The sequence below is a fragment of the Seonamhaeicola sp. NFXS20 genome, assembly GCF_049132085.1.
Classification (GTDB): Bacteria; Bacteroidota; Bacteroidia; order Flavobacteriales; family Flavobacteriaceae; genus Seonamhaeicola.
In genome coordinates this window covers 18714-39954 of the sequence record NZ_JAFMPU010000008.1, presented here as the reverse complement: position 1 = coordinate 39954, position 21241 = coordinate 18714, and the positions used below count along the sequence as shown (strand labels likewise).

Annotated in this window: 18 protein-coding genes; 12 read left to right on the top strand and 6 right to left on the bottom strand. The window is 29.6% G+C overall.

Going from position 1 to position 21241, the window contains the following annotated elements; translation table 11 throughout:
- The first annotated feature begins 57 nt into the window (after positions 1-57).
- The 4 genes from J1D01_RS11895 (at position 58) to J1D01_RS11880 (ending at position 2931) form a co-directional block, all read left to right on the top strand.
- Positions 58-1611, top strand: a complete 1554-nt coding sequence (locus J1D01_RS11895; protein WP_421150974.1) for a PglZ domain-containing protein — start codon at positions 58-60, stop codon at positions 1609-1611.
- A gap of 80 nt (positions 1612-1691) precedes the next feature.
- Complete coding sequence (gene tsaE / locus J1D01_RS11890) at positions 1692-2138, top strand: tRNA (adenosine(37)-N6)-threonylcarbamoyltransferase complex ATPase subunit type 1 TsaE (protein WP_421150973.1); 447 nt, start codon at positions 1692-1694, stop codon at positions 2136-2138.
- A gap of 165 nt (positions 2139-2303) precedes the next feature.
- Positions 2304-2447, top strand: a complete 144-nt coding sequence (locus tag J1D01_RS11885) for a hypothetical protein (RefSeq protein ID WP_372935939.1) — start codon at positions 2304-2306, stop codon at positions 2445-2447.
- A 10-nt stretch (positions 2448-2457) separates the two neighbouring features.
- Complete coding sequence (locus tag J1D01_RS11880) at positions 2458-2931, top strand: hypothetical protein (protein WP_372935937.1); 474 nt, start codon at positions 2458-2460, stop codon at positions 2929-2931.
- Here J1D01_RS11880 and J1D01_RS11875 read toward each other — a convergent pair.
- On the bottom strand, positions 2928-5273 hold the full coding sequence (locus tag J1D01_RS11875; protein WP_421150972.1) for an outer membrane beta-barrel protein: 2346 nt from the start codon (positions 5271-5273) through the stop codon (positions 2928-2930). The two genes, J1D01_RS11880 and J1D01_RS11875, sit on opposite strands and share 4 nt — an antisense overlap.
- Positions 5274-5514: 241 nt before the next feature.
- Between J1D01_RS11875 and J1D01_RS11870 the strand changes: the two genes are divergently transcribed.
- The 4 genes from J1D01_RS11870 to J1D01_RS11855 all read left to right on the top strand — a co-directional run bounded on the left by J1D01_RS11870 (position 5515) and on the right by J1D01_RS11855 (position 8858).
- Complete coding sequence (locus J1D01_RS11870) at positions 5515-6714, top strand: alanine dehydrogenase (protein ID WP_372935933.1); 1200 nt, start codon at positions 5515-5517, stop codon at positions 6712-6714.
- A gap of 23 nt (positions 6715-6737) precedes the next feature.
- Complete coding sequence (locus tag J1D01_RS11865; RefSeq protein ID WP_372935931.1) at positions 6738-7091, top strand: hypothetical protein; 354 nt, start codon at positions 6738-6740, stop codon at positions 7089-7091.
- A 3-nt stretch (positions 7092-7094) separates the two neighbouring features.
- Positions 7095-7688, top strand: a complete 594-nt coding sequence (locus J1D01_RS11860) for a sugar transferase (protein WP_372935929.1) — start codon at positions 7095-7097, stop codon at positions 7686-7688.
- Between the two features lie 96 nt (positions 7689-7784).
- Positions 7785-8858 (top strand): SDR family NAD(P)-dependent oxidoreductase, encoded by a 1074-nt coding sequence (locus tag J1D01_RS11855; protein ID WP_421150971.1) that lies wholly within the window; start codon positions 7785-7787, stop codon positions 8856-8858.
- Position 8859: 1 nt separating this feature from the next.
- Here the strand turns inward: J1D01_RS11855 and J1D01_RS11850 are convergent, their stop codons facing one another.
- Positions 8860-10038 (bottom strand): proline dehydrogenase family protein, encoded by a 1179-nt coding sequence (locus J1D01_RS11850; protein ID WP_421150970.1) that lies wholly within the window; start codon positions 10036-10038, stop codon positions 8860-8862.
- 94 nt (positions 10039-10132) lie between these two features.
- Between J1D01_RS11850 and aroB the strand changes: the two genes are divergently transcribed.
- Together aroB and J1D01_RS11840 are read left to right on the top strand one after the other, a co-directional pair.
- Positions 10133-11200, top strand: coding sequence for a 3-dehydroquinate synthase (gene aroB / locus J1D01_RS11845; protein ID WP_372935923.1), 1068 nt, complete (start codon positions 10133-10135; stop codon positions 11198-11200).
- Positions 11201-11220: 20 nt separating this feature from the next.
- On the top strand, positions 11221-11970 hold the full coding sequence (locus J1D01_RS11840; protein ID WP_421150969.1) for a tyrosine-protein phosphatase: 750 nt from the start codon (positions 11221-11223) through the stop codon (positions 11968-11970).
- Here J1D01_RS11840 and J1D01_RS11835 read toward each other — a convergent pair.
- The 4 genes from J1D01_RS11835 to J1D01_RS11820 form a co-directional block, all read right to left on the bottom strand.
- Positions 11967-14336, bottom strand: a complete 2370-nt coding sequence (locus J1D01_RS11835; RefSeq protein WP_421150968.1) for a GumC family protein — start codon at positions 14334-14336, stop codon at positions 11967-11969. The genes J1D01_RS11840 and J1D01_RS11835 overlap by 4 nt on opposite strands.
- A 13-nt stretch (positions 14337-14349) precedes the next feature.
- On the bottom strand, positions 14350-15066 hold the full coding sequence (locus J1D01_RS11830; RefSeq protein WP_421150967.1) for a polysaccharide biosynthesis/export family protein: 717 nt from the start codon (positions 15064-15066) through the stop codon (positions 14350-14352).
- Between the two features lie 92 nt (positions 15067-15158).
- Positions 15159-17111 (bottom strand): polysaccharide biosynthesis protein, encoded by a 1953-nt coding sequence (locus J1D01_RS11825; RefSeq protein WP_421150966.1) that lies wholly within the window; start codon positions 17109-17111, stop codon positions 15159-15161.
- The gene (locus J1D01_RS11820; protein WP_421150965.1) at positions 17108-18238 is read right to left on the bottom strand and encodes a DegT/DnrJ/EryC1/StrS family aminotransferase; all 1131 of its coding nucleotides are present in this window, start codon (positions 18236-18238) and stop codon (positions 17108-17110) included. The genes J1D01_RS11825 and J1D01_RS11820 overlap by 4 nt, the downstream gene beginning before the upstream one ends.
- 628 nt (positions 18239-18866) lie before the next feature.
- Here J1D01_RS11820 and J1D01_RS11815 point away from each other — a divergent pair.
- Together J1D01_RS11815 and J1D01_RS11810 are read left to right on the top strand one after the other, a co-directional pair.
- Complete coding sequence (locus J1D01_RS11815) at positions 18867-19865, top strand: SDR family oxidoreductase (protein WP_421150964.1); 999 nt, start codon at positions 18867-18869, stop codon at positions 19863-19865.
- Between the two features lie 14 nt (positions 19866-19879).
- Positions 19880-21223, top strand: a complete 1344-nt coding sequence (locus J1D01_RS11810; RefSeq protein WP_421151056.1) for a nucleotide sugar dehydrogenase — start codon at positions 19880-19882, stop codon at positions 21221-21223.
- Positions 21224-21241 lie beyond the last annotated feature (18 nt).

Below are 21241 nucleotides of genomic sequence, written 5' to 3'. Positions count from 1 at the left end.
TGTGGTTATTTAACCACAAATATAATTATTACAATAACAATTAATATAAACACTTTAATGAATACGATACAAATACTTTGGGTTGATGATGAAATTGACTTACTTAAACCTCATATATTATTTTTAGAACAGCGTAATTATAAAGTTACTACTTGCCGAAGCGGCTCAGAAGCTATTGATGTTTTAGACGAAGCTTCTTTTGATATTGTTTTTTTAGATGAAAACATGCCCGGATTAACTGGTCTTGAAACACTAAACGAAATTAAAGAAAAACAAGACACTTTACCCGTTGTAATGATTACCAAAAGTGAGGAAGAATATATAATGGAAGAGGCCATTGGTAATAAAATTGCAGATTATTTAATAAAGCCTGTAAACCCTAACCAAATATTACTAAGCTTAAAAAAGAATTTAGATCATTCTAGGTTAGTGTCTGAAAAAACCACCTCTAATTACCAACAAGAATTTAGAAAAATTGCCATGGATATGGCTATGGTAAACACCTATGAAGAATGGGTAGATTTGTATCAAAAACTAATTTATTGGGAAATTCAGCTAGAAGACATTGAAGATACTGGCATGTTTGAAATCTTAGAATCTCAAAAAACAGAGGCCAATATTCAATTTGGTAAATTTATAGAAAAAAATTACCCAGACTGGTTTAAACCACACACAGATGCACCTATTATGTCTCACACGCTTTTTAAAGAGCGTATTGTTCCAGAAATTAACAAAAAACAACCCACACTGTTAGTGGTAATAGATAATTTGCGTTATGACCAATGGAAATCTTTTGAGCCAATTTTAAAAAACTATTATAAAAAAGAAAAAGAAGAAGCCTTTTTTAGCATTTTACCTTCTGCAACTCAATACGCTAGAAACGCCATTTTTTCTGGTTTAATGCCTAGTGATATGGAGAAATTATATCCACAATATTGGAAAAATGATACAGATGAAGGTGGCAAAAATTTACATGAGGACGATTTTTTAGAGTCACAAATGAAACGCTTAGGGTTAAATAATATAGAATATGAGTATTACAAAATCACAAATTTAAAAAATGGAAAAAAGTTAGCCGATAATTTCAACTCGTTAAAAAACAACGATTTAACAGTAGTTGTTTATAATTTTGTTGATATGCTCTCGCACTCTAAAACCGAAATGGAAGTTGTTAAAGAATTAGCTTCAAATGACAAAGCTTACAGATCTTTAACATTAAGTTGGTTTAAAAATTCTCCGTTGTTAGAAATGATACAGCGAGCACAACAGTTAGGGTTTAAATTAATTTTAACAACAGATCATGGTACCATAAACGTTAAAAACCCATCAAAAGTTATTGGCGATAGAGATACCAGTTTAAACTTAAGATATAAAACAGGACGCAGCTTAACTTACGATTCTAAAGATGTATTAGAAATTAAAAATCCAAAAGAAATTCACTTACCTTCAATAACAATGAGTAGTTCTTTTATTTTTGCAAAAAGCGATTTATTTTTCGCATATCCTAATAATTACAATCATTATGTTAGTTACTATAAAAACACCTACCAGCATGGAGGCGTTTCTTTAGAAGAAATGGTAATACCATTTATAGTTTTTAGTCCTAAATAATCTATGTAACGCATAAAATATCGACGAAATGCATTTTTAGTTAGGAAATTAAAAAATATATACTTATTATTGTAACAAAGATGTTTACTTTGAATTTAATATATACATTAGAAAATATAAACAATGTTGCTAAGGAAATTATTAACTATGCAACAAGTAAAACCATATTCCTTTATGGAGATATGGGAGTTGGAAAAACAACGCTTGTGAAATCTTTAGTAGAATGTTTAGGAAGTAATGACGAAGTTAGCAGCCCAACATTTTCTATTGTTAATGAATATGAAGCTAAAGATAATTTAATTTATCATTTTGATTTATATAGAATTAATAATTTAGAAGAAGCTTTCAGTTTTGGCATTGAAGATTATTTGTATTCTAATGAGTGGGTAATTGTTGAATGGCCAGAGCTAATTGAAGACATAGAAATTGAACAATATAATAGAATAGAAATTGAATTAAACGAAGATAATTCTAGAACATTAAAACTAAATTTAGAACCTAATTTAAATGTAAGTATGCAAAACTAGATTTTAAAACAAACACAAAACCTCCTATTTTAGAAGATTTACGGGAAAACCACAGCGCAAATTTTACAAAACAAAGTTTTTAACATTTTTTTAACATTTGCGACAATTCTTCAAAATAGTCTTTAGTTAAATTTGGGTTATTAATTAATTTAAATCCCTAAAAAAATGAAAACTAAAAAGTACTTAATTGCAATGGCAATTTTCGGAGGTATGATGTTTTTAGCTAGTGCTGTAACAACATACAAAGTAGATGGACAACAAACCGCTAAAATCGAGAAATCAAAAATCAAAATTCCAATTCACGGATAAAAAAGGACTCGTGGGTGGTAGCATCGTTGCTACACTAATAGCAATTACACCTTATTTATTTTACTTATATGAAAGTGTTCCAGATGTTGAATCTTGGGACACTTTTTTTGGTACCTATAAAAGTAACTATTACGAAAATATTTCTGTTTTAGCTTGGACTTTAACAGGTAAAATAATTCCTCTTTTTCTTTTATTTATTTGGTTCTTTACCTGTAGACATTGGTGGTACCATGTGTTGTTAGTTCCAATTGCAATGTATGTTTATCAAATATTTGGTACTGTTGCCTCTGATTTGAATTATGTAGATTCAAATCAATTAATATACTTAATACCCATAATGGCAGTAATAATACCTTCTATCTATTTAATTAGGGCAAAAATTTTCAATAAAATAAATGATGCCAATAAAACATTAGAAGAACTGGAAGAAGAGTTTAAAATGACACCAAAAAACTTCTGGAGTAAATTGAAAGATTATTTTTAGTTTAACCTATCTCTTTCAATTAAATCAATATCTTTTTTATTGGTTTGTAACTTAAAGTTTCCAAATTTATAATTAAAACCAAAGGTTAATAATCTGTTTTCCATATTGGAATTCATGATAATATTTTGATTCAAATATTTCGTTTTTTGGTCAAAATTCTGGTTATTAAAAATATCAGTTACACCAACACTTAAAGATGCTCTGTTATTCCAAAAGGTTTTTTTTAAATTTATATTCAATCCAGATCTTTCACTTGTTATAGATGCACCACTAGCAAATGGAGAAATAAATAAGTACGAAACATCAGCAGTTAAACTATTGTCTTTTAAAAAAGTGAAATAATTAATTAACTGACCATAGAAACTCCATTTATCTAATGTTACTAACTCATTATTGCTTTCTAATGCAAAAAATTGATTCTCATAATAAAATACAGATGTTAACAAATAGACATTCCATTTCTTTGCAATTTGCGTATAAGTAGTAAAATCTAATCCATAAGAAATACTCTTGTCAATGTTGGTTTGACTATACTTTAGGATATTGTTTTCATTATCCTGAAAGACAATTTCTTGTGTTGGATCATTTTCTATACGATAGTAAGCTTCAAGAGTAAAATCTTTATAAAATGTATATCCTAAAGTAAACACATCATCTATTTGGGGCTTTAAAAAAGGGTCTCCAATTATATAGGCATTATCATTTAAATAATATTTAAAAGGGTTTAACTGACTGTATCTTGGGCGATAAATACGTTTTTTGTAGTTAAAATAAACCTCATTATTTTCATTAATATTATTTAAAACATGTATTGTTGGAAACAATTTTAAATAATTGTTGTTATATTCCTGACTTGTTGTAAGCGAATTTTCAATAATATCGGTGTATTCTAATCGAAATCCTGTTTTTAAGCTCCATGAGTCCCAATCTTTTGAATAACTTACATAAGCAGCATAATTGTTTTCATCATATAAAAATGTATCAGAATTATCTAAATCTTCTTCTTTTACATCATTATTAAATCTGTATTGAGTAACAATACTCTCTGAACTAATTATTGATACTTTTCCTCCTGCCTCAAATACCGATGATTCATTGATTGGTAAAACATAATCCAACTGTCCTGTATTTAAATCTACAACTTGACTAGAAAATGTTTGAAACCTATTATCTCTAATTAAACTATAATCTGGGTATAAATAATCTGTATCTACATTTTGAAAACTAGAGAAGTCATAATAGGTACGATGTAAGCTTACAGACAGTTCCTCTCCTGCTCTTTTAAATTGATGTTTATAATCTAGTGTAAAAGCCAGATTAAAAGTTTCATCTACAAGCCTGCCTTCTGTTATAAATAAAGAATCTAGTTCATTATTTGTATTAAAGACCTTTGTTGCAGAATTAATATAATTCTTGGTGCGTTCTCTAGGAGCTATAAGCATGTTAGTTGAAAACCCGATGCTATTATTAGCATTAATAGTGTAATCTATATTGGTGTTAATTGATTTGTTAGAAGTTTTTCTAGTACGTACTAAATCTGTTTCCCAACTTGTAGCAGTTTCTTCAATGTCATCAAAAAAAGTTATGTATTCCTGATTATGTCTAAATTCTTTTTTTGGGTTGTCACTAAAATTAATATAAGCACTTAGCTTTTTAGTTTTAAAAAAATGACTAGTACCATAAGAATATTTTGGGTATTCAGAACCTTGTTTAAAACTTCCAAAAACACTTCCGTTATATCCAGCAGCTATATTTTTAGTTGTAATAATATTTATAACAGCACCTCCTTCTGCTTCATATTTAGCAGGAGGATTTGTTATAACTTCTACAGATTTTAAATTACCTGCCGAAGTACCTTCTAGCAATTGCATCACTTCTGTTGTCGATAAATGCACTTTTCTATCATTTATATATATTGTGGGAGTTGCATTTTTTATAGTAATATCTCCATTGTAAACTAAAACACCAGGGGTGTGTTTTAAAACATCTAGTACATTGTTATTAGATAGTGTAGAATTTTCAACATTAAAAACCAACCTATCTACCATTCTGTTTACAGTAGGTTTTTTAGCTATTATTGTAACATCATCTAAGGTTTCTAAATTTTCTTTAAGAATAATATTTTGGAGCTGGGTATCTGATGTTAAATTAAACTGAATTTCAACAGTTTGATACCCTAAAAAACTAGCTTTAAGGGTGTAAGTTGAAGCTTTTAATTGCTCCATTTTAAAGAATCCATTGTCATTAGATATAGCTCCATTAACAACTAAATTATTTTCAAGTAAAACTATATTAGCAAAAGCTATTGGAGAATTATTTTCATCAACAAGTTGCCCTTGCAAAACTAAATCTTGAGAGAGGCACGTTAATGAAAATAATAGAATTGAGAGCGTTAATAATTTTTTGAACATATAAACAAAAATAAAACAATTAAACAAAAAAATATTGCGGAAAAACCACAGTTTTGTTATTCAAATTATTTTATGATAAATTCTAACTTTTTTGTGTTAATTTTAATTATTTTTTAGAATTTAATTACTTTAAAAAAATTATTTGTAATTTGTTTTTATTAACCAACAAACCATGTCTAAACCACTTTCTCCATTTACAAAGCAGCAACTTATACCTCAAGAAGAAACTCTTGAGATTTTTAAGAAAAAAGGCGAGCTTTTCATTGGTATTCCTAAAGAAACAGCATTTCAAGAGCAACGTATTTGTTTAACTCCCGATGCCGTTTTTGCATTGGTAAATAATGGGCACAAGGTATTGCTTGAATCTGGAGCTGGTGAAGGCGCTAGTTTTAGCGATAAAGATTATAGTGAAGCTGGAGCAGAAATTACCAAAGACACAGCTAAAGTTTTTGCTTGCCCTATGATATTAAAAGTAGAACCCCCTACTCTAGAGCAAATAAAACTTATAAACCCGCAAACTATATTAATTTCGGCATTACAATTAAAAACACAAACTAAAAAATATTTTGAGGCCTTAGCTTCAAAGCGTATTACGGCATTAGCATTTGAGTTTATTCGTGATGCTGATGGTACGTATCCAGCTGTGAGATCATTAAGTGAAATTGCAGGAACTGCCTCTGTATTAATTGCTTCAGAATTACTCTCAGACACTAAAGATGGTAACGGATTAATGTTTGGGAACATAAGTGGTGTACCACCTTTAGAAGTAGTTATTTTAGGCGCTGGAACTGTGGGTGAATTTGCTGCAAGATGCTCTATGGGCTTAGGGGCTAACATTAAAGTTTTTGATAACTCTATTACCAAATTAAGGTGTATTCAAACCAATTTAGGCAGACCTTTCTTTACATCTACCATTCAACCAAAAAACTTAACCAAAGCTTTAAAACGCTGTGATGTAGCTATTGGTGCTGTACGTGGTAAAAATAGAGCACCTATTGTGGTGTCAGAATCATTAGTTCAGTCTATGAAAAAAGGCGCCATAATTATAGATGTTAGTATAGACATGGGTGGTTGTTTTGAAACTAGCGAAGTAACATCTCATAAACAGCCCACATTTGTAAAACACGGTGTTATTCATTATTGCGTTCCTAATATACCTGCTAGATATTCTAGAACTGCCTCTATTTCAATTAGTAATATTTTCACACCTTATTTAATGCAAATAGCTGAAGATGGTGGTATTGAAAATTCTTTAAGATTTGATAAAGGTTTAAGAAATGGATTGTATTTTTACCACGGAATTTTAACTAGTAAATCTGTAGGCGAATGGTTTGGTTTGAGTTATAGCGATGCTAATTTGCTCATTTTTTAATCAATTTTTCTCAAATTATTTAAATGAAATTTATACAACGTTTAGGTTACTACCTAGGAGGATTATCTATAGGCCTTGTTATTTTAACTTTCTTCTTAAATGGAAAAGATGTCTCATGTGATTATGGCCCCGAAGCAAGGGTTTTAAAAAACATAAACTCAAAACAGATTCTTTACAACCATGCATTTGTAAAAGATTCTGCAGCTATAAAACATGTTTTATCAAGTGGTGATGTTAATTTTTCTAAAAGCACCCCAAGAAAAACACCCTGTGGTATTTATATAATTGAAGGAAAACACAATGATTATATTGTAGAATTAACTATTGAAAATTGCGATAGTATTGCTACTATAATCAATTTTAAAGAAACCCCATAAACTATGCTTAAAAGAGGGTTTGATGTGGTTTTTTCAATAATAGGCTTAATTGCCCTCTTTCCTATTCTTCTATTAACTTCAATTTTAATAAAGTTAGATTCTAAAGGTCCTGTGCTATTCATTCAAGGTCGTGTTGGTAAAAACAATAAAGATTTCAATATTTATAAGTTTAGAACCATGCGCGTTTCATCAGAAAAAAAAGGGCTACTAACCATAGGTAATAAAGATACTAGAGTTACTAAAATAGGTTATTTTTTAAGGCGTTATAAAATTGATGAATTCCCTCAATTAATAAATATTTTAAAAGGTGACATGAGTTTTGTTGGTCCTAGACCAGAACTGAGACACTATGTGAATTTTTACAGTGAAGATGATATGAAAATCTTCTGTGTAAGACCAGGTATAACCGGACTTGCTTCTTTAAAATATAGAAATGAAGTTGAGTTATTAAAAGCTGCCGATGATCCAGAACACTTTTTTATACATACAATAATTCCAGATAAACTAAGGTATAATAAAATGTATATAGAAAAGCAAAATTTTTGGTTTGATATAAAGCTGATTGCTTTAACTATTATTAAAGTAATTGCTAAGTAGTTTATATTTTAGTGTTTGGTTCAAAGCGTATTTATTTATACTTTGTAGCTTATTTTAGCCTATTAAAATATCGTTTTTAACGAAAAGAAAAACCCCATGAATAAGCCGTCTAACCTATATTTAGAAGAATTATTAATTGATTCTAATTTATTTACAGATGTGTTGGGTAAAAAAACATCTAAAATTGTTCAACACGATTTTTCTAAAGAAACCATATTAATTACAGGAGCTGCAGGATCAATAGGAAGTGAACTTTCAAAACAACTAATAAAGAGCAAATTCAAAAAACTTATTTTAATTGATGTAGCCGAATCTCCTTTATACAATCTAATTAAAGAAGTAGAATTTGAAAACACAGAAAATGTTGAATTCATTCTTTTAAATATTCTAGAAAAAGAAGCTATAACAAACGTGTTTAAAAAGCATAAACCAACTATAATCTTGCATACAGCAGCTTACAAACATGTGCCTTTAATGGAAAATAATCCATATGAAGCTGTGAAATTAAACATATTTGGAACCAAACTACTTGCAGATATTTCTAACAGTTTTAAAGTAAAGAAATTTATTTTTATATCTACTGACAAAGCAGTTAACCCCGTAAGTATTATGGGAATTTCTAAAAAGGTTGCAGAAAATTATATAAATCAATTATCTAAAAAGAGTGATACGCTTTTCTGCTCTACACGATTTGGAAATATATTTGGTTCTAATGGTTCTGTACTACTTTTATTTAAAAGGCAAATTGAATTAGGTTTACCCATAACGGTTACCCATAAAGAAATCTCAAGGTTTTTTATATCAAAACATAAAGCTTGCAAGCTTATCCTTGATGTTGCTAATTTTGATTATACAGATTATCATGTGTTTACTTTCAATATGGGAAAACCAATAAAAATTATAGATTTAGCTAATAGGTTAAAAGTGCTATATGCTTCTAAAAACGTAAAAATAGATGTAGTAATTACCAGTTTACGCCCAGGTGAAAAACTAAATGAAGAAATTATATCAGAAAATGAAGCCTTATTACCAACAAAAAATAAAGAAATATTTTTGGTTAAAAATGATGGTTTTACTGCCTCCTCTAGTCTTAACTTTTCTAAATTAGAAACCATAACACCATATTTTTATAAAGATAAAATCAAATCAATTTTACTAAGCTTTATTTAAGTTACAAGGTTTTTCGTCTTTGTTTTTCTTTACTTAAAAGCGCTAATTCTCTTCCGGTTTGTCCTGCAACCGATGTGTTTTCTTCAGCTCTTCGTATTAAATAAGGCATAACATCTTTTACGGGGCCAAAAGGCATATATTTAGCAACATTATATCCTTTATTTGCTAAATTAAAACTAATATGATCACTCATGCCATATAATTGTCCAAACCAAATTCTAGAATCATTGTTTTTTAAGCCCTTTTTATCCATTAGTTCCATTAATAAATAAGAGCTTTCTTCGTTATGAGTCCCTGCAAAAACCGAAATGCGTTCTAAGTTATCAATTATGTATTGTAAGCCACTATTAAAATTCTCATCAGTAGCTAATTTACTTTCACAAATAGGCGATTTATAACCTAAATCCTCTGATCTTTCGTTTTCCTTTTCCATATAGGCTCCTCTAACAAGTTTATAACCAAGAAAATAATTTTCTTTAATAGCCCTTTTGTGTTCTTTCTTTAAAAAATCTAACCTATCATGCCTATACATTTGAAGTGTGTTAAATACTATAGGTTTTTCTGTATTGTATTTTTTCATCATTTTGGTAACCAAATCATCTGCAGCATCTTGCATCCAACTTTCTTCGGCATCAATTAAAACGGCAACATCGTTTTCTTTAGCTTTACTACACACCGTATCATACCGTTCTACTACTTTAGCCCATTCTAACTGTTCTTTTTCAGATAAATTCTCGCCAGCCCCAACCTTTTCATATAAGCTTAATCTACCAAATCCCGTTGGCTTAAAAACAGCTATAGGAATCGCATCAATATTTTTTGCAAAATCAATGATTTTAAGAACTTTTTTAACCGCCGTATCAAATTCATCTTCAATATCTTTACCCTCAACAGAATAATCTAATACAGAACTTACTCCTTTGCTAAACATTTTATCTATTACGGGTAGGCAATCATCTTCATTAACGCCTCCACAAAAATGGTCAAATACGGTAGAACGAATTAACCCTTCTATAGGTAATTTAGCTTTAATTGCAAAATTGGTGGCTGCTGTACCAATTTTAACCAAAGGCTCAATAGATATCATTTTAAATAAAAAGTAAGCTCTTTCTAATTCTGAATCGTTTTTTAAAGAAAAAGCTATTTCGGTATTATCAAAAATTCTTTCGGTTTTTTGCATTATCAATAAAATTTACAGCAAATATAATTAACCAGAAGTTATCATTTTATATAAAATCTCCTTAATTTCACAGCCTTAAAAAAAGTTGATTTTCATGGATTCTATTACTTATAAAGATTGTACAATTCATTTTAATAATAATTGCTATACAGCTATAAATAAACATGTTGAAAAGAATAATTATTCAAAAATTTTTATTCTTGTTGATGAAAACACACACCAATTTTGCTTACCTTATTTTTTAGAAAAGTTTGAAACCAATACTGAAATTGAAATAATTGAAATTGAATCTGGCGAAGAAAATAAAACTATTGACACCTGTGTAGGCGTTTGGAATACACTTTCTGATTTGGATGCCGATAGAAAAAGTTTAATGATAAACATAGGTGGTGGTGTTATTACAGATTTAGGTGGTTTTGTGGCTTGTACTTTTAAAAGAGGTATTGCTTATATAAATATTCCTACTACACTACTTTCTATGGTAGATGCCTCGGTTGGAGGTAAAACAGGAGTAGATTTAGGGCATTTAAAAAACCAAATAGGTGTTATAAGCAATCCCGATTTAGTACTTATAGATTCTTATTTTTTAAACACCCTTCCTGCTAATCAAATGCGCTCTGGTTTAGCAGAAATGTTAAAGCATGGTTTAATTAGTGATGAAATTTATTGGAATAAATTTCAAGATTTAGCAGCACTTAATTTGGCTGATTTAGATGAATTAATTTATCAGTCTGTAATTATAAAAAAGAACGTTGTTGAAGAAGATCCTTTTGAAGATGGATTACGTAAAACCTTAAATTTTGGTCATACACTAGGGCATGCTATTGAATCTTATTTTTTAAGCAATCCTAACAAAAAAAGTCTATTACATGGCGAAGCTATAATTATTGGCATGATTTTGGCTCTTTATATCTCATCAACTCTAACAGGGTTTTCTAAAGAAAAAACTAATGAAATTAAAGCCTTGTTTTTAAGTTATTACGGAAAAGTTTCAATTGACAAAAACGAATATGCTTCTATTATTGAATTACTTAAATACGACAAGAAAAATAACCACGGAAATATAAATTTTGTGTTATTAGAATCTATAGGAAAACCTAAAATTGATTGTATTGTAGATGAAAAAATAATAATTGAAGCATTTAATTATTATGCAGATTAATTAAGTATGGTATAATTTATATGTTTCATTTTTTTTCAAAAAAAATATTTGTAAAAGATTTACTTAACAATTTTGTAGATATTCATAACCATATACTACCAGGAATAGATGATGGAGCAAAAACAGTTCATGAATCTATTGAATTAATAAAAGGGCTTAAAAAATTAGGGATTAAACAATTTATACCCACGCCCCATGTAATGCAAGATTACTACCCCAATACAGATGAAAGCATAGGTAACTCTTATGAGATTTTGCTAGAATCTTTAAATACTACAAAATTACTTTCAGATATTGCTATTAATCCTGCGGCTGAGTATATGTTAGATCACAACTTTGAAGAACTTCTTAAAAACAAAGAGTTATACACTTTAAAGAAAAACTATATTTTAGTAGAAATGTCTTATTATCAAGCGCCTATTAATTTAGAAGACATTATTTTTAATATTAAAAACCAAGAGTATTTACCAGTTTTAGCTCACCCCGAGAGATATTCTTTTTATCATAATAAATTAGATTACTACTTAAGATTAAAACAACTTGGTTGTTTTTTTCAGCTTAACTTATTATCATTAAGTGGTCACTACGGAAGTGGCGCAGAAAATACCGCAAAATACTTATTAGAAAAAAACTTATTTGATTTTGTAGGAACAGACGTTCACAATAAAAACCACATCATAAAACTTTCAAAATTAGCCGTTAGCAATAAAGTTTATGATAATTTAAAACCCATAGTAGAAAATACTAATAACGTATTTTCAGTAACTTAAGCCTTAAATTTCCCAAAAAGCCCTTTCTTTTTAGGGGCGCCATAATAACCGTATTTTGCTCCATAACCAAAGTTAGATTGTTTCACATCATTAACAACAAGCATCATTCCTTTAAGCTTATTGTCTTCATGCAATTCTTTAGCAAAATTAAGAATACGTTTTTCGGTATACCCTGCTCTAGTTACATAAATAGTATGCCCCGCATATTGACTAAATAACAAGGTATCTGTTACTAACATTGATGGAGCTGTATCAACAATTACATAATCATATTGTTCAGAAGCATCATCAAACAACGCTTTCATTCTATCACTCATTAATAGTTCTGCAGGGTTTGGTGGTACTTTACCAGAAAGCATAATATCTATTGGAATCTCATTAATATCGTATGAATTAATGGTTTCACCTAATATGATTGATTTATCAAATAAATACTCTGTTAAACCTACTTTAGATTGATTTTTGCCTACCTTGTTTTCTATAGCGGAATATATTTGTGGGTTTCTAATATCTGCACCAATTAACAATACTCTTTTTCCTGTATTTGCTAATGTTAAAGCGGTATTTAAACTAACAAAAGACTTACCCTCACTATTAATTGTTGAAGTTACAAATACAACATTATCATAATTTTGTACATTTCTTCCTCTTTTAACATAATCAAAATTAGTTCTTATAATTCTAAAAGATTCAGACATTATAGATCTGTCATTTCTTTTAATTAATCCATTCTCTTTCTTACCAAAATTAGGAATTTCACCTAAAACAGTAATATTTTTAATTTCATTTTGTAAATCCTCTTTATTGTGGATTTTAGTATCTAATAAATCTTTCACATAAATAACCCCAAATGGAATAAAAAGTCCAATGAATAACGCTCCTAAATAGGCTACCATAGGAGTTGGTGATATTGTACTACCTAAACTATAAGGCTCTTCTACTATTTTAATTGCGGGAGAAATTGAAGAAATAGATATAGTAGCTTCCTCTCTTTTTTCAAGCAAGAATATATAGATAGCCTCTTTTATAGATTGTGTTCTTTCAATTGATCTTATAACTCTTTCTTGATCAGGAGCTGAGTATAATTTAGAATTAATTTTTCTAGATGAATTTTTCAATCCTCTTAGTTGAATTCCTAAAGTTTGTTTGGTGTTGTTAATACTTTGTTTTAAGCTACTTCTTATTTGAGCAAGTGTATTGTCAAGCTCTACCACAACAGCATTATTTTCGCCTGCACTTTTTAAATAATTTCCTCTTTGGGCTAATAAATCATTATACCTTGATGCTAATGCCATTATTGCTGGGTCACCTCCCCCAAGATTAGAAGGGATACTTTCATAAGGATTATCTCCTAAAGATCCATCCATATACTCTAGCATATTAATTTGGGTAGTTACATCTTGTATAAGTTGTTCATTTTGTACACTAGAGGTTAACGCTTGAGTTGCTGTAGATGAAATATCGGCTATTTTATTTCTTGATTTATAACCAACAATACTATCATCAACACTTTCTAAATCCGATGAAATAGATTTAACTCGTTCGTTAATAAAATTAGCAGTATTAATGGCTTGTTTTCTTTTTTTATCTATTGTAGATGAATTATATTCATAAACAAGAGAACTTACAATGTCAATTGCTTTTCCCTCTATAGGATCTTCCATTGATATATTTACAATCTTAGAAGACTCATTAGATAAATAAACATTAATATTTCGTTTTAAATACTGTATCTTGTTTTCTACAGGAGTAATCTTAATCCTAATAGTCTGATTAATATAACCTTTAATTTTATTTTCTTTAGGGGTAAATATTATTCCTCCAAAATGTGTATCAATTTTTTCACCAAAAGTTAATTTTTTAGGCGCATCATCTTCATTTACCCAAAAATTAAATTCTGTAGTAGATAAAGGCTCTATAAAACAATTATAACTTGTTTTATGAATTAACGAATCTGACTCTATAAAATTAATTTTAATTGGAGTGTTTTTGTAAATTTCATATTCTTTAACCCTACCCTTAGAAAAAAATTGAACATTCAAATTAAGTTTAGTTACAATATTTCTCAAAAAGCTTCTAGATTTAATAATCTGCAATTCATCTTCCATTCCTGATTCTTGAGAACCAGAAAAAATTGTCAAATCTTTAATAGCTGCTTTACCTGATTCGTTATCGGAATCCTCTAGGACCATTATTTTAGATACTGCTTTAAATTTTGGTACAGTAGATTTTATTGTGAAATAAGCAACACTTAAGGATATAGCAATACATAATACAAACCATTTCCACTGCTTAAGGTATAGTGAAAGTGCTTTCTTAATATCAAAGTTTTGAAAAGGACTAGTATTTTGACTATGATTATCCATTTTTGACTTAAAATTATCTTGTGAAAATTAAAGTTAAACTTATGGCAATGCTAGCCAAAGATGAAATTATACCAATTCTAGCGTCTCCATTAGCTGCACTTATGGCACCTCTATTGGGCTTAACATAAACAATATCATTCTGAGTTAAATAAAATACAGGAGAGTTAAACACTTCTTTACTGGTAAGGTCTATTTCTGTGTAAGTTTTGGTACCATTAAAATCTCTTATTACCAAAACATCTTTTCTTTTACCGTATATATTTAGGTCACCTGCCATGGCAATAGCTTCTAATATAGAAAGACGTTCACTACCAATAGGATAAACACCTGGTCTGTTAACCCACCCCATTATAGCAACACGGTAGTTTTTTATTCTAATAATAACTACAGGATCTTTTAATAAGCCCCCTTCTTCAAACTTCTTTTTTAATAGTTGCTTAGCTTCTTCTACTGTTAAACCTACAAGCTTAACTTTACCTAAAACAGGATAATCTATATTTCCGTCAGAATCTATTAAATAGTCTATTAATTTACCACCTTCTTCTCCTCCTGTAGCTTCCATTAAATTGTAGGGTTTTGTAACTTCTAAATTTAATGTAGATACATTTATACTTAATACATCACCAATTTTTAGCTTTGCTCTAAAGGTATCAGTGTCTACAATAGTTTCAAAATTTTTAGCATTTTGGAAGTATACTATATCTTTTTTGGTATAACACGATGTTAACATTAAAAAAAATATAACAAATAATGTACTAGGCTTTAAAAAAGACATATTCATTTTAAAAAATTTGGGGTAAAGTACTAAAATTTAATTATTATTTAAAGGCCGCTGTAAGCTTTATTATCTGATTTTTGTGAAATCCCTTTAACTTTCTTATAAATCTGAACTCTTTTATCAAAGCGTTCGTAGTCTGAATTATTAGATTTATATTCTGGTATTAATTGCTTCATTTTCAATACAATATTATTATTTTGAAAACGATTCATAATACAAAGTTCTTCTATATCACTTTTAACTTTATCATGCTCAAGCTCTCTAGTTTTACTAATCATAATTTTTTTATGATAAGTAGACAGCGTATTTTCACCATTAGCTAATAATTCTTCATAAAGCTTTTCTCCTGGTCTTAAACCTGTAATTTTTATATCAATATCCTCAGGATATCTCAAGCCAGATAATTTAATCATATTTTTAGCTAAATCATAAATCTTCACAGATTCGCCCATGTCAAAAATGAATATTTCGCCTCCTTTACCCATAGTTCCAGCTTCTAAAACTAATTGTGAAGCTTCTGGAATGGTCATAAAATACCTAGTTATATCTTTATGAGTTAAAGTTAATGGACCGCCTTCTTCTATTTGCTTTTTAAATAAAGGAATCACAGAACCGTTAGAGCCTAAAACATTTCCAAATCTAGTAGTTATGAATTTAGTTTTACTTTCTTTTTGCAAGCAAGTAATATACATTTCGGCCATTCTTTTTGTGGCACCCATAACACTTGTTGGATTTACAGCTTTATCGGTTGATACAAAAACAAATTTCTTAACATTATATCTTGATGCCGTATCTGCTAATAACTTAGTACCGTTTACATTAATTTTAATAGCTTCATAAGGCGATTTTTCCATTAACGGTACATGTTTGTACGCTGCTGCATGAAAAACTATAGTCGGTTTATGATATTGGAAGATAGAATCTATTCTTAAACCATCTCTAATATCAGCAACTATGGCAGTAAAATTATGTTTACCAGCACGCCTTAAGTCTTGTTGTACATCATATAAAGCCGATTCTGCTTGGTCTACAAGTATTAAATGTTTAACATCAAAATTAGATAACTGATTAACTAACTCGCTGCCTATAGATCCTGCAGCACCAGTAACTATAACGGTTTCTCCCTTAAATTCATTTAAAAGATTTGGGTTATGTATTTGAATTGAGGGGCGTCCTAATAAGTCTTCTATTTGAACTTGTTTAATTTGGTTTGCGCTAAACTCACCGTCAATCCACTTTTCAATAGGCGGTACTTTTTTAACTTGAACATCTAAATCAGTTAAACAACCAACCAAGCTAATAAGTCTTTTTGGGTCTATACTTTGAGATGCTACAATGATTTCATCTATATTATTACTTTTAATAAATTTCTCTGTTACTTTTTTTAATGAAATAATATTAATACCATTAATAACCTTACCGCGTTTCTTAATGTCGTCATCAATAAAGTTAATGATGTTAAAGTTTTTATCGGTTCCGTTTAATAAGGCATTATAGGTTACAATTCCAGAATCTCCAGCTCCATAAATTAAAATATTTTTAGATGTTTTTAGCTTACACTTTAAGTGGTTATAGGCTATTTTAAACACCAATCTACTACCTGCTAGGGCCACAAAGCTTAATAAAGAATGGATAACAATAATAGATAATGGTATTGTAAAGCTAGGAACAAATAATGCAATTCTATTAATAATAATGGCAACAGAAGCTATAGTAGCTATTAACGTAACAGCTTTAAATACATTTACAACATCTGTAAACCCTGTATGTCTAATAACACTTTTATGAGAGCTTACTAGCAGGAAACTGATAGCTGAAACTAGAGCCATAAATGGTACTTGAAGCAAAAATTGCTTAGTATCAAAATTTAATGTAAAATTAAACCTTATTAAATAGGTAACTAAAAGAGTTGTTATTACAATAGATAAATCAATAAAAAATACAAGCCATTTTGAGGCGTATCTTTGAGATAAACTGGTAAAGTAGTTTCTTATCATAGGTGTGGGGATTTTAATACTATATTTAGAATACGGTCTAAATCATTTTGGGTTAAGTTAGATCCACTAGGTAAACAAAGTCCTTTTTCAAAAAGGTCTTCAGATATACCATTGGTAAAATGTAAATAATCTTTAAAAACGGGCTGCATGTGCATGGGTTTCCAAAGGGGTCTAGATTCTATATCTTCTTCTAATAAAGCTAATCGTATTTGCTCTCGCATTTCATAACTGCTAGTTTTAATACATGTTAACCATCTATTAGAATAAAAACCTGTAGGTTCATCTAAAAATGTTATAGAATTATATTTAGATAAATGTTGTTTATAAAACTCGTAATTCTTTCTTCTTGCCTCTACTCTATCATCAAGAACTTCCATTTGTCCTCGACCAATTCCTGCAACAACATTACTCATTCTATAATTATAACCTATAGTAGAATGTTGATAATGAGGTGCATTATCTCTAGCTTGTGTAGATAAGAAAACGGCTTTGTTTTTTAATTCAGCATTTTTAGTAATTAATGCACCGCCTCCTGAAGTGGTAATTATTTTATTACCGTTAAATGATAAAATGGCAATATCTGATAACGTTCCACAAGGTTCATTATAATAGGTACTACCCAAAGCCTCGGCACTATCTTCTATAACAGGTATGTCATACTTTTGCGCTATAGCATTTATTTCTTTAGCCTTATATGGCATACCATATAAATGAACAGCTATAATTGCTTTAGGTGTTTTGTTTTTTTCTATTCTATCTTTAATGGCTATTTCTAATAACTCCGGAGACATATTCCAAGTATCCGCTTCACTATCAATAAACACAGGAGTTGCTCCTTGATAAATGATAGGGTTAGCTGAAGCTGAAAAAGTAAAACTTTGACATAAAACTTCATCTCCTGATGAAACATCCAATAATTGTAATGCTAAATGAATAGCAGCCGTACCAGAACTAAGAACAGCTACATGCTTACTGTTTCCTAAGTAATTTTCTATATCACTTTCAAAACCATTAACATTAGGGCCTAATGGAGCAATCCAGTTGGTATCAAAAGCTTCTTTAACAAACTTTTGTTCTGTCCCCCCCATGTGTGGTGATGATAAATATATTTTTGTCTTAGTCAACATTTGTTATTTTAGTTAAATTAAGAGCATACAATCCCATTAATAGAATTTTCATCCTATTCAAAATTTTAAAATAAATTTCATGGATTTCCCTCTCAACATAAAAACAAAATTAATTTTCATAATTGCTTAAAATAAATTTGTATTAAAGTAGCTCTTAAAAAATTAATTAGAGTTGACATTCAACAACTAATTAAGAGAGAATTTGTGCTATGTATTTTTTTTAAAACTTTTTTTAATACAAATAAAATCAACTTGCTATTAATCAATTCAATTTTGTAATTCGGTGTAAATTTAGTAATTGTTTTAAAGCAAAAAGCTTAGTTTTTACATATTTCGCCAAAAGAGTAATTATATTCGGTTAAATACATTTATAGCTTTATTTAAAAGTAAATCTGTGCAGATTATCGATTTACACTACAAAAAAGGTTGAAAACCTTTAAAAAGTATTTGTTACACCTTTTCTATTAAATTGTATTTAGCTAATAATTAATAATATGTTCTTATTCATCGACTATTTTAACACTTTTTTTACTTTCATCGGAAAAAACATGACCTTAATATAATTAGTTAATTGTTTTAAATTATTTTTTTACATATTTGTTGCAAACAAAGTAACCCCAAGTTTACAATGACCGATCATCAACTTAAAATCTTAAAAGGAAAACAACTGCTTGTTACAGGAGGCGCAGGTTTTATTGGCTCCAATTTATGTGAAACATTACTAAATAATAATATTAATGTTGTTTGTTTAGATAATTTCTCTACGGGAAAGCGAGAAAACATTACCCCTTTTATTAAATTAAAAAACTTCAAATTAATTGAAGGTGATATTAGAAATTTAGCCGATTGTAAAAAAGCTTGTGAAAACACAGATTATGTGTTACATCAAGCCGCTTTAGGTTCTGTGCCAAGATCAATTAATGACCCTATAACAACTAATGATGTGAATGTTTCTGGGTTTTTAAACATGTTAGTAGCTGCTAGAGATGCTGGTGTTAAACGCTTTGTTTATGCTGCTAGTTCTTCTACATACGGAGACCATGAAGCTTTACCTAAAACAGAAGACGTTATTGGCAAACCGCTTTCGCCTTACGCCATTACAAAATATGTTAATGAATTATATGCCGATATTTTTCATAGCACATACAATCTAGATACTATAGGATTGAGATACTTTAATGTATTTGGACGCAGACAAGACCCTAATGGTGCTTACGCTGCTGTAATCCCTAAATTTGTTCAGCAATTAGTAAAGCATGAATCACCATATATTAATGGTGATGGCTCTTACTCAAGAGATTTTACCTATATAGATAATGTAGTACAAATGAACTTAAAAGCCATTACTACAGAAAATGAAGATAGTTTAAATCAAGTGTATAACGTAGCCTACGGCGAAAGAACCACACTACTAGAACTCACAAACTTACTTAAAGAATATTTATCAGAGTTTGATCCAGAAATTAAAAATGTTGAAGTAAAACACAGAGACAACAGAGCTGGAGATATTCCACATTCTTTAGCCTCTATAGACAAAGCTAAAAAACTTCTAAACTACAATCCTAAATACAGTGTTAGCGAAGGCTTAAAAGAAGCCGTTACTTGGTATTGGGAAAATTTAAAATAAAAAAAATGAATCAAATTAATGATATAAAAATAGCTGTTATTGGTTTAGGATATGTTGGTTTACCACTTGCTAGACTTTTTGCTACTAAATATGCTGTTGTAGGATATGACATCAATCAATCTAGAGTTGAAGAATTAATGAGTGGTCATGATTCAACATTAGAAGTTGATGAAAACGAATTAAAATCTGTTCTAACTCAAAATACAGATAATAACATTGGATTATTTTGTTCAACAAATATTGAATCTATTAAAGATTGTAATTACTATGTTATTACAGTACCTACTCCAATAGATAAAAACAACAGACCAGACTTAACACCACTATACAAATCAAGTGAAACCGTAGGTAAAGTGCTTAAAAAAGGTGATATCGTTATATACGAATCAACAGTTTACCCTGGTGTTACTGAAGATGAATGTGTACCTGTTTTAGAAAAAGAAAGCGGACTTAAATTCAATACAGATTTTTATGCAGGATATTCACCTGAAAGAATTAATCCGGGAGATAAATTACATACCGTAGATAAAATTCTTAAAGTCACTGCTGGTTCTACACCTGAAATTGGCAAAAAAGTAGACGCACTTTATGCTAGCGTTATTACCGCAGGTACACACTTAGCGCCTACAATTAAAGTAGCCGAAGCAGCAAAAGTGATTGAAAACTCACAACGCGATATTAATATTGCTTTTGTTAATGAATTAGCTAAAATTTTTAATCGTTTAGATATTGACACCCACGATGTTTTGGCTGCTGCCGGAACCAAATGGAATTTCTTACCCTTTAAGCCAGGACTAGTTGGTGGACACTGTATTGGTGTAGATCCGTATTATTTGGCCCAAAAAGCGCAAGAAGTTGGTTATCATCCCGAAATAATTTTAGCAGGAAGACGTGTTAATGATGGTATGGGACAATATGTAGCCTCAGAAATTATTAAACTCATGCTCCAAAACGATTTAAAAGTAAAAGGAAGCAATATATTAGCTTTAGGAATTACTTTTAAAGAGAATTGTCCAGATGTAAGAAACACCAAAGCGGTAGATGTTATTGAAGAACTAAAAAGCTATGGAGCCAATGTTACGGTGTATGACCCTTGGGCAAACCCAGAAGAAGTAAAACATGAATATGGCTTAACAACCATTCAAAAACTCAGTCACGCTGAGCCTCTCAATAGTCATCCTGAGCCTGTCGATAGTCATCCTGAGCCTGTCGAAGGACAAACCAAATACGATGCCATTGTATTAACAGTAGCACATAAAGAGTTTCTACAAATAAATTTAAAATCATTGCTAAACACTAATGGCATTTTATATGATGTTAAAGGAGTTATAAATGAACCCGTTAGTGGTAGATTATAATCAAACAACCTTAAACCC

Bases quoted from the DNA above. Each gene is read 5' to 3' on its own strand.
- J1D01_RS11895 (WP_421150974.1), top strand. From the start codon at position 58: ATGAATACGATACAAATACTTTGGGTTGATGATGAAATTGACTTACTT.
- tsaE (WP_421150973.1), top strand. From the start codon at position 1,692: ATGTTTACTTTGAATTTAATATATACATTAGAAAATATAAACAATGTT.
- J1D01_RS11885 (WP_372935939.1), top strand. From the start codon at position 2,304: ATGAAAACTAAAAAGTACTTAATTGCAATGGCAATTTTCGGAGGTATG.
- J1D01_RS11870 (WP_372935933.1), top strand. From the start codon at position 5,515: ATGTCTAAACCACTTTCTCCATTTACAAAGCAGCAACTTATACCTCAA.
- J1D01_RS11865 (WP_372935931.1), top strand. From the start codon at position 6,738: ATGAAATTTATACAACGTTTAGGTTACTACCTAGGAGGATTATCTATA.
- J1D01_RS11860 (WP_372935929.1), top strand. From the start codon at position 7,095: ATGCTTAAAAGAGGGTTTGATGTGGTTTTTTCAATAATAGGCTTAATT.
- J1D01_RS11855 (WP_421150971.1), top strand. From the start codon at position 7,785: ATGAATAAGCCGTCTAACCTATATTTAGAAGAATTATTAATTGATTCT.
- J1D01_RS11850 (WP_421150970.1), bottom strand. From the start codon at position 10,038: ATGCAAAAAACCGAAAGAATTTTTGATAATACCGAAATAGCTTTTTCT.
- aroB (WP_372935923.1), top strand. From the start codon at position 10,133: ATGGATTCTATTACTTATAAAGATTGTACAATTCATTTTAATAATAAT.
- J1D01_RS11840 (WP_421150969.1), top strand. From the start codon at position 11,221: ATGTTTCATTTTTTTTCAAAAAAAATATTTGTAAAAGATTTACTTAAC.
- J1D01_RS11835 (WP_421150968.1), bottom strand. From the start codon at position 14,336: ATGGATAATCATAGTCAAAATACTAGTCCTTTTCAAAACTTTGATATT.
- J1D01_RS11830 (WP_421150967.1), bottom strand. From the start codon at position 15,066: ATGTTAACATCGTGTTATACCAAAAAAGATATAGTATACTTCCAAAAT.
- J1D01_RS11825 (WP_421150966.1), bottom strand. From the start codon at position 17,111: ATGATAAGAAACTACTTTACCAGTTTATCTCAAAGATACGCCTCAAAA.
- J1D01_RS11820 (WP_421150965.1), bottom strand. From the start codon at position 18,238: ATGTTGACTAAGACAAAAATATATTTATCATCACCACACATGGGGGGG.
- J1D01_RS11815 (WP_421150964.1), top strand. From the start codon at position 18,867: ATGACCGATCATCAACTTAAAATCTTAAAAGGAAAACAACTGCTTGTT.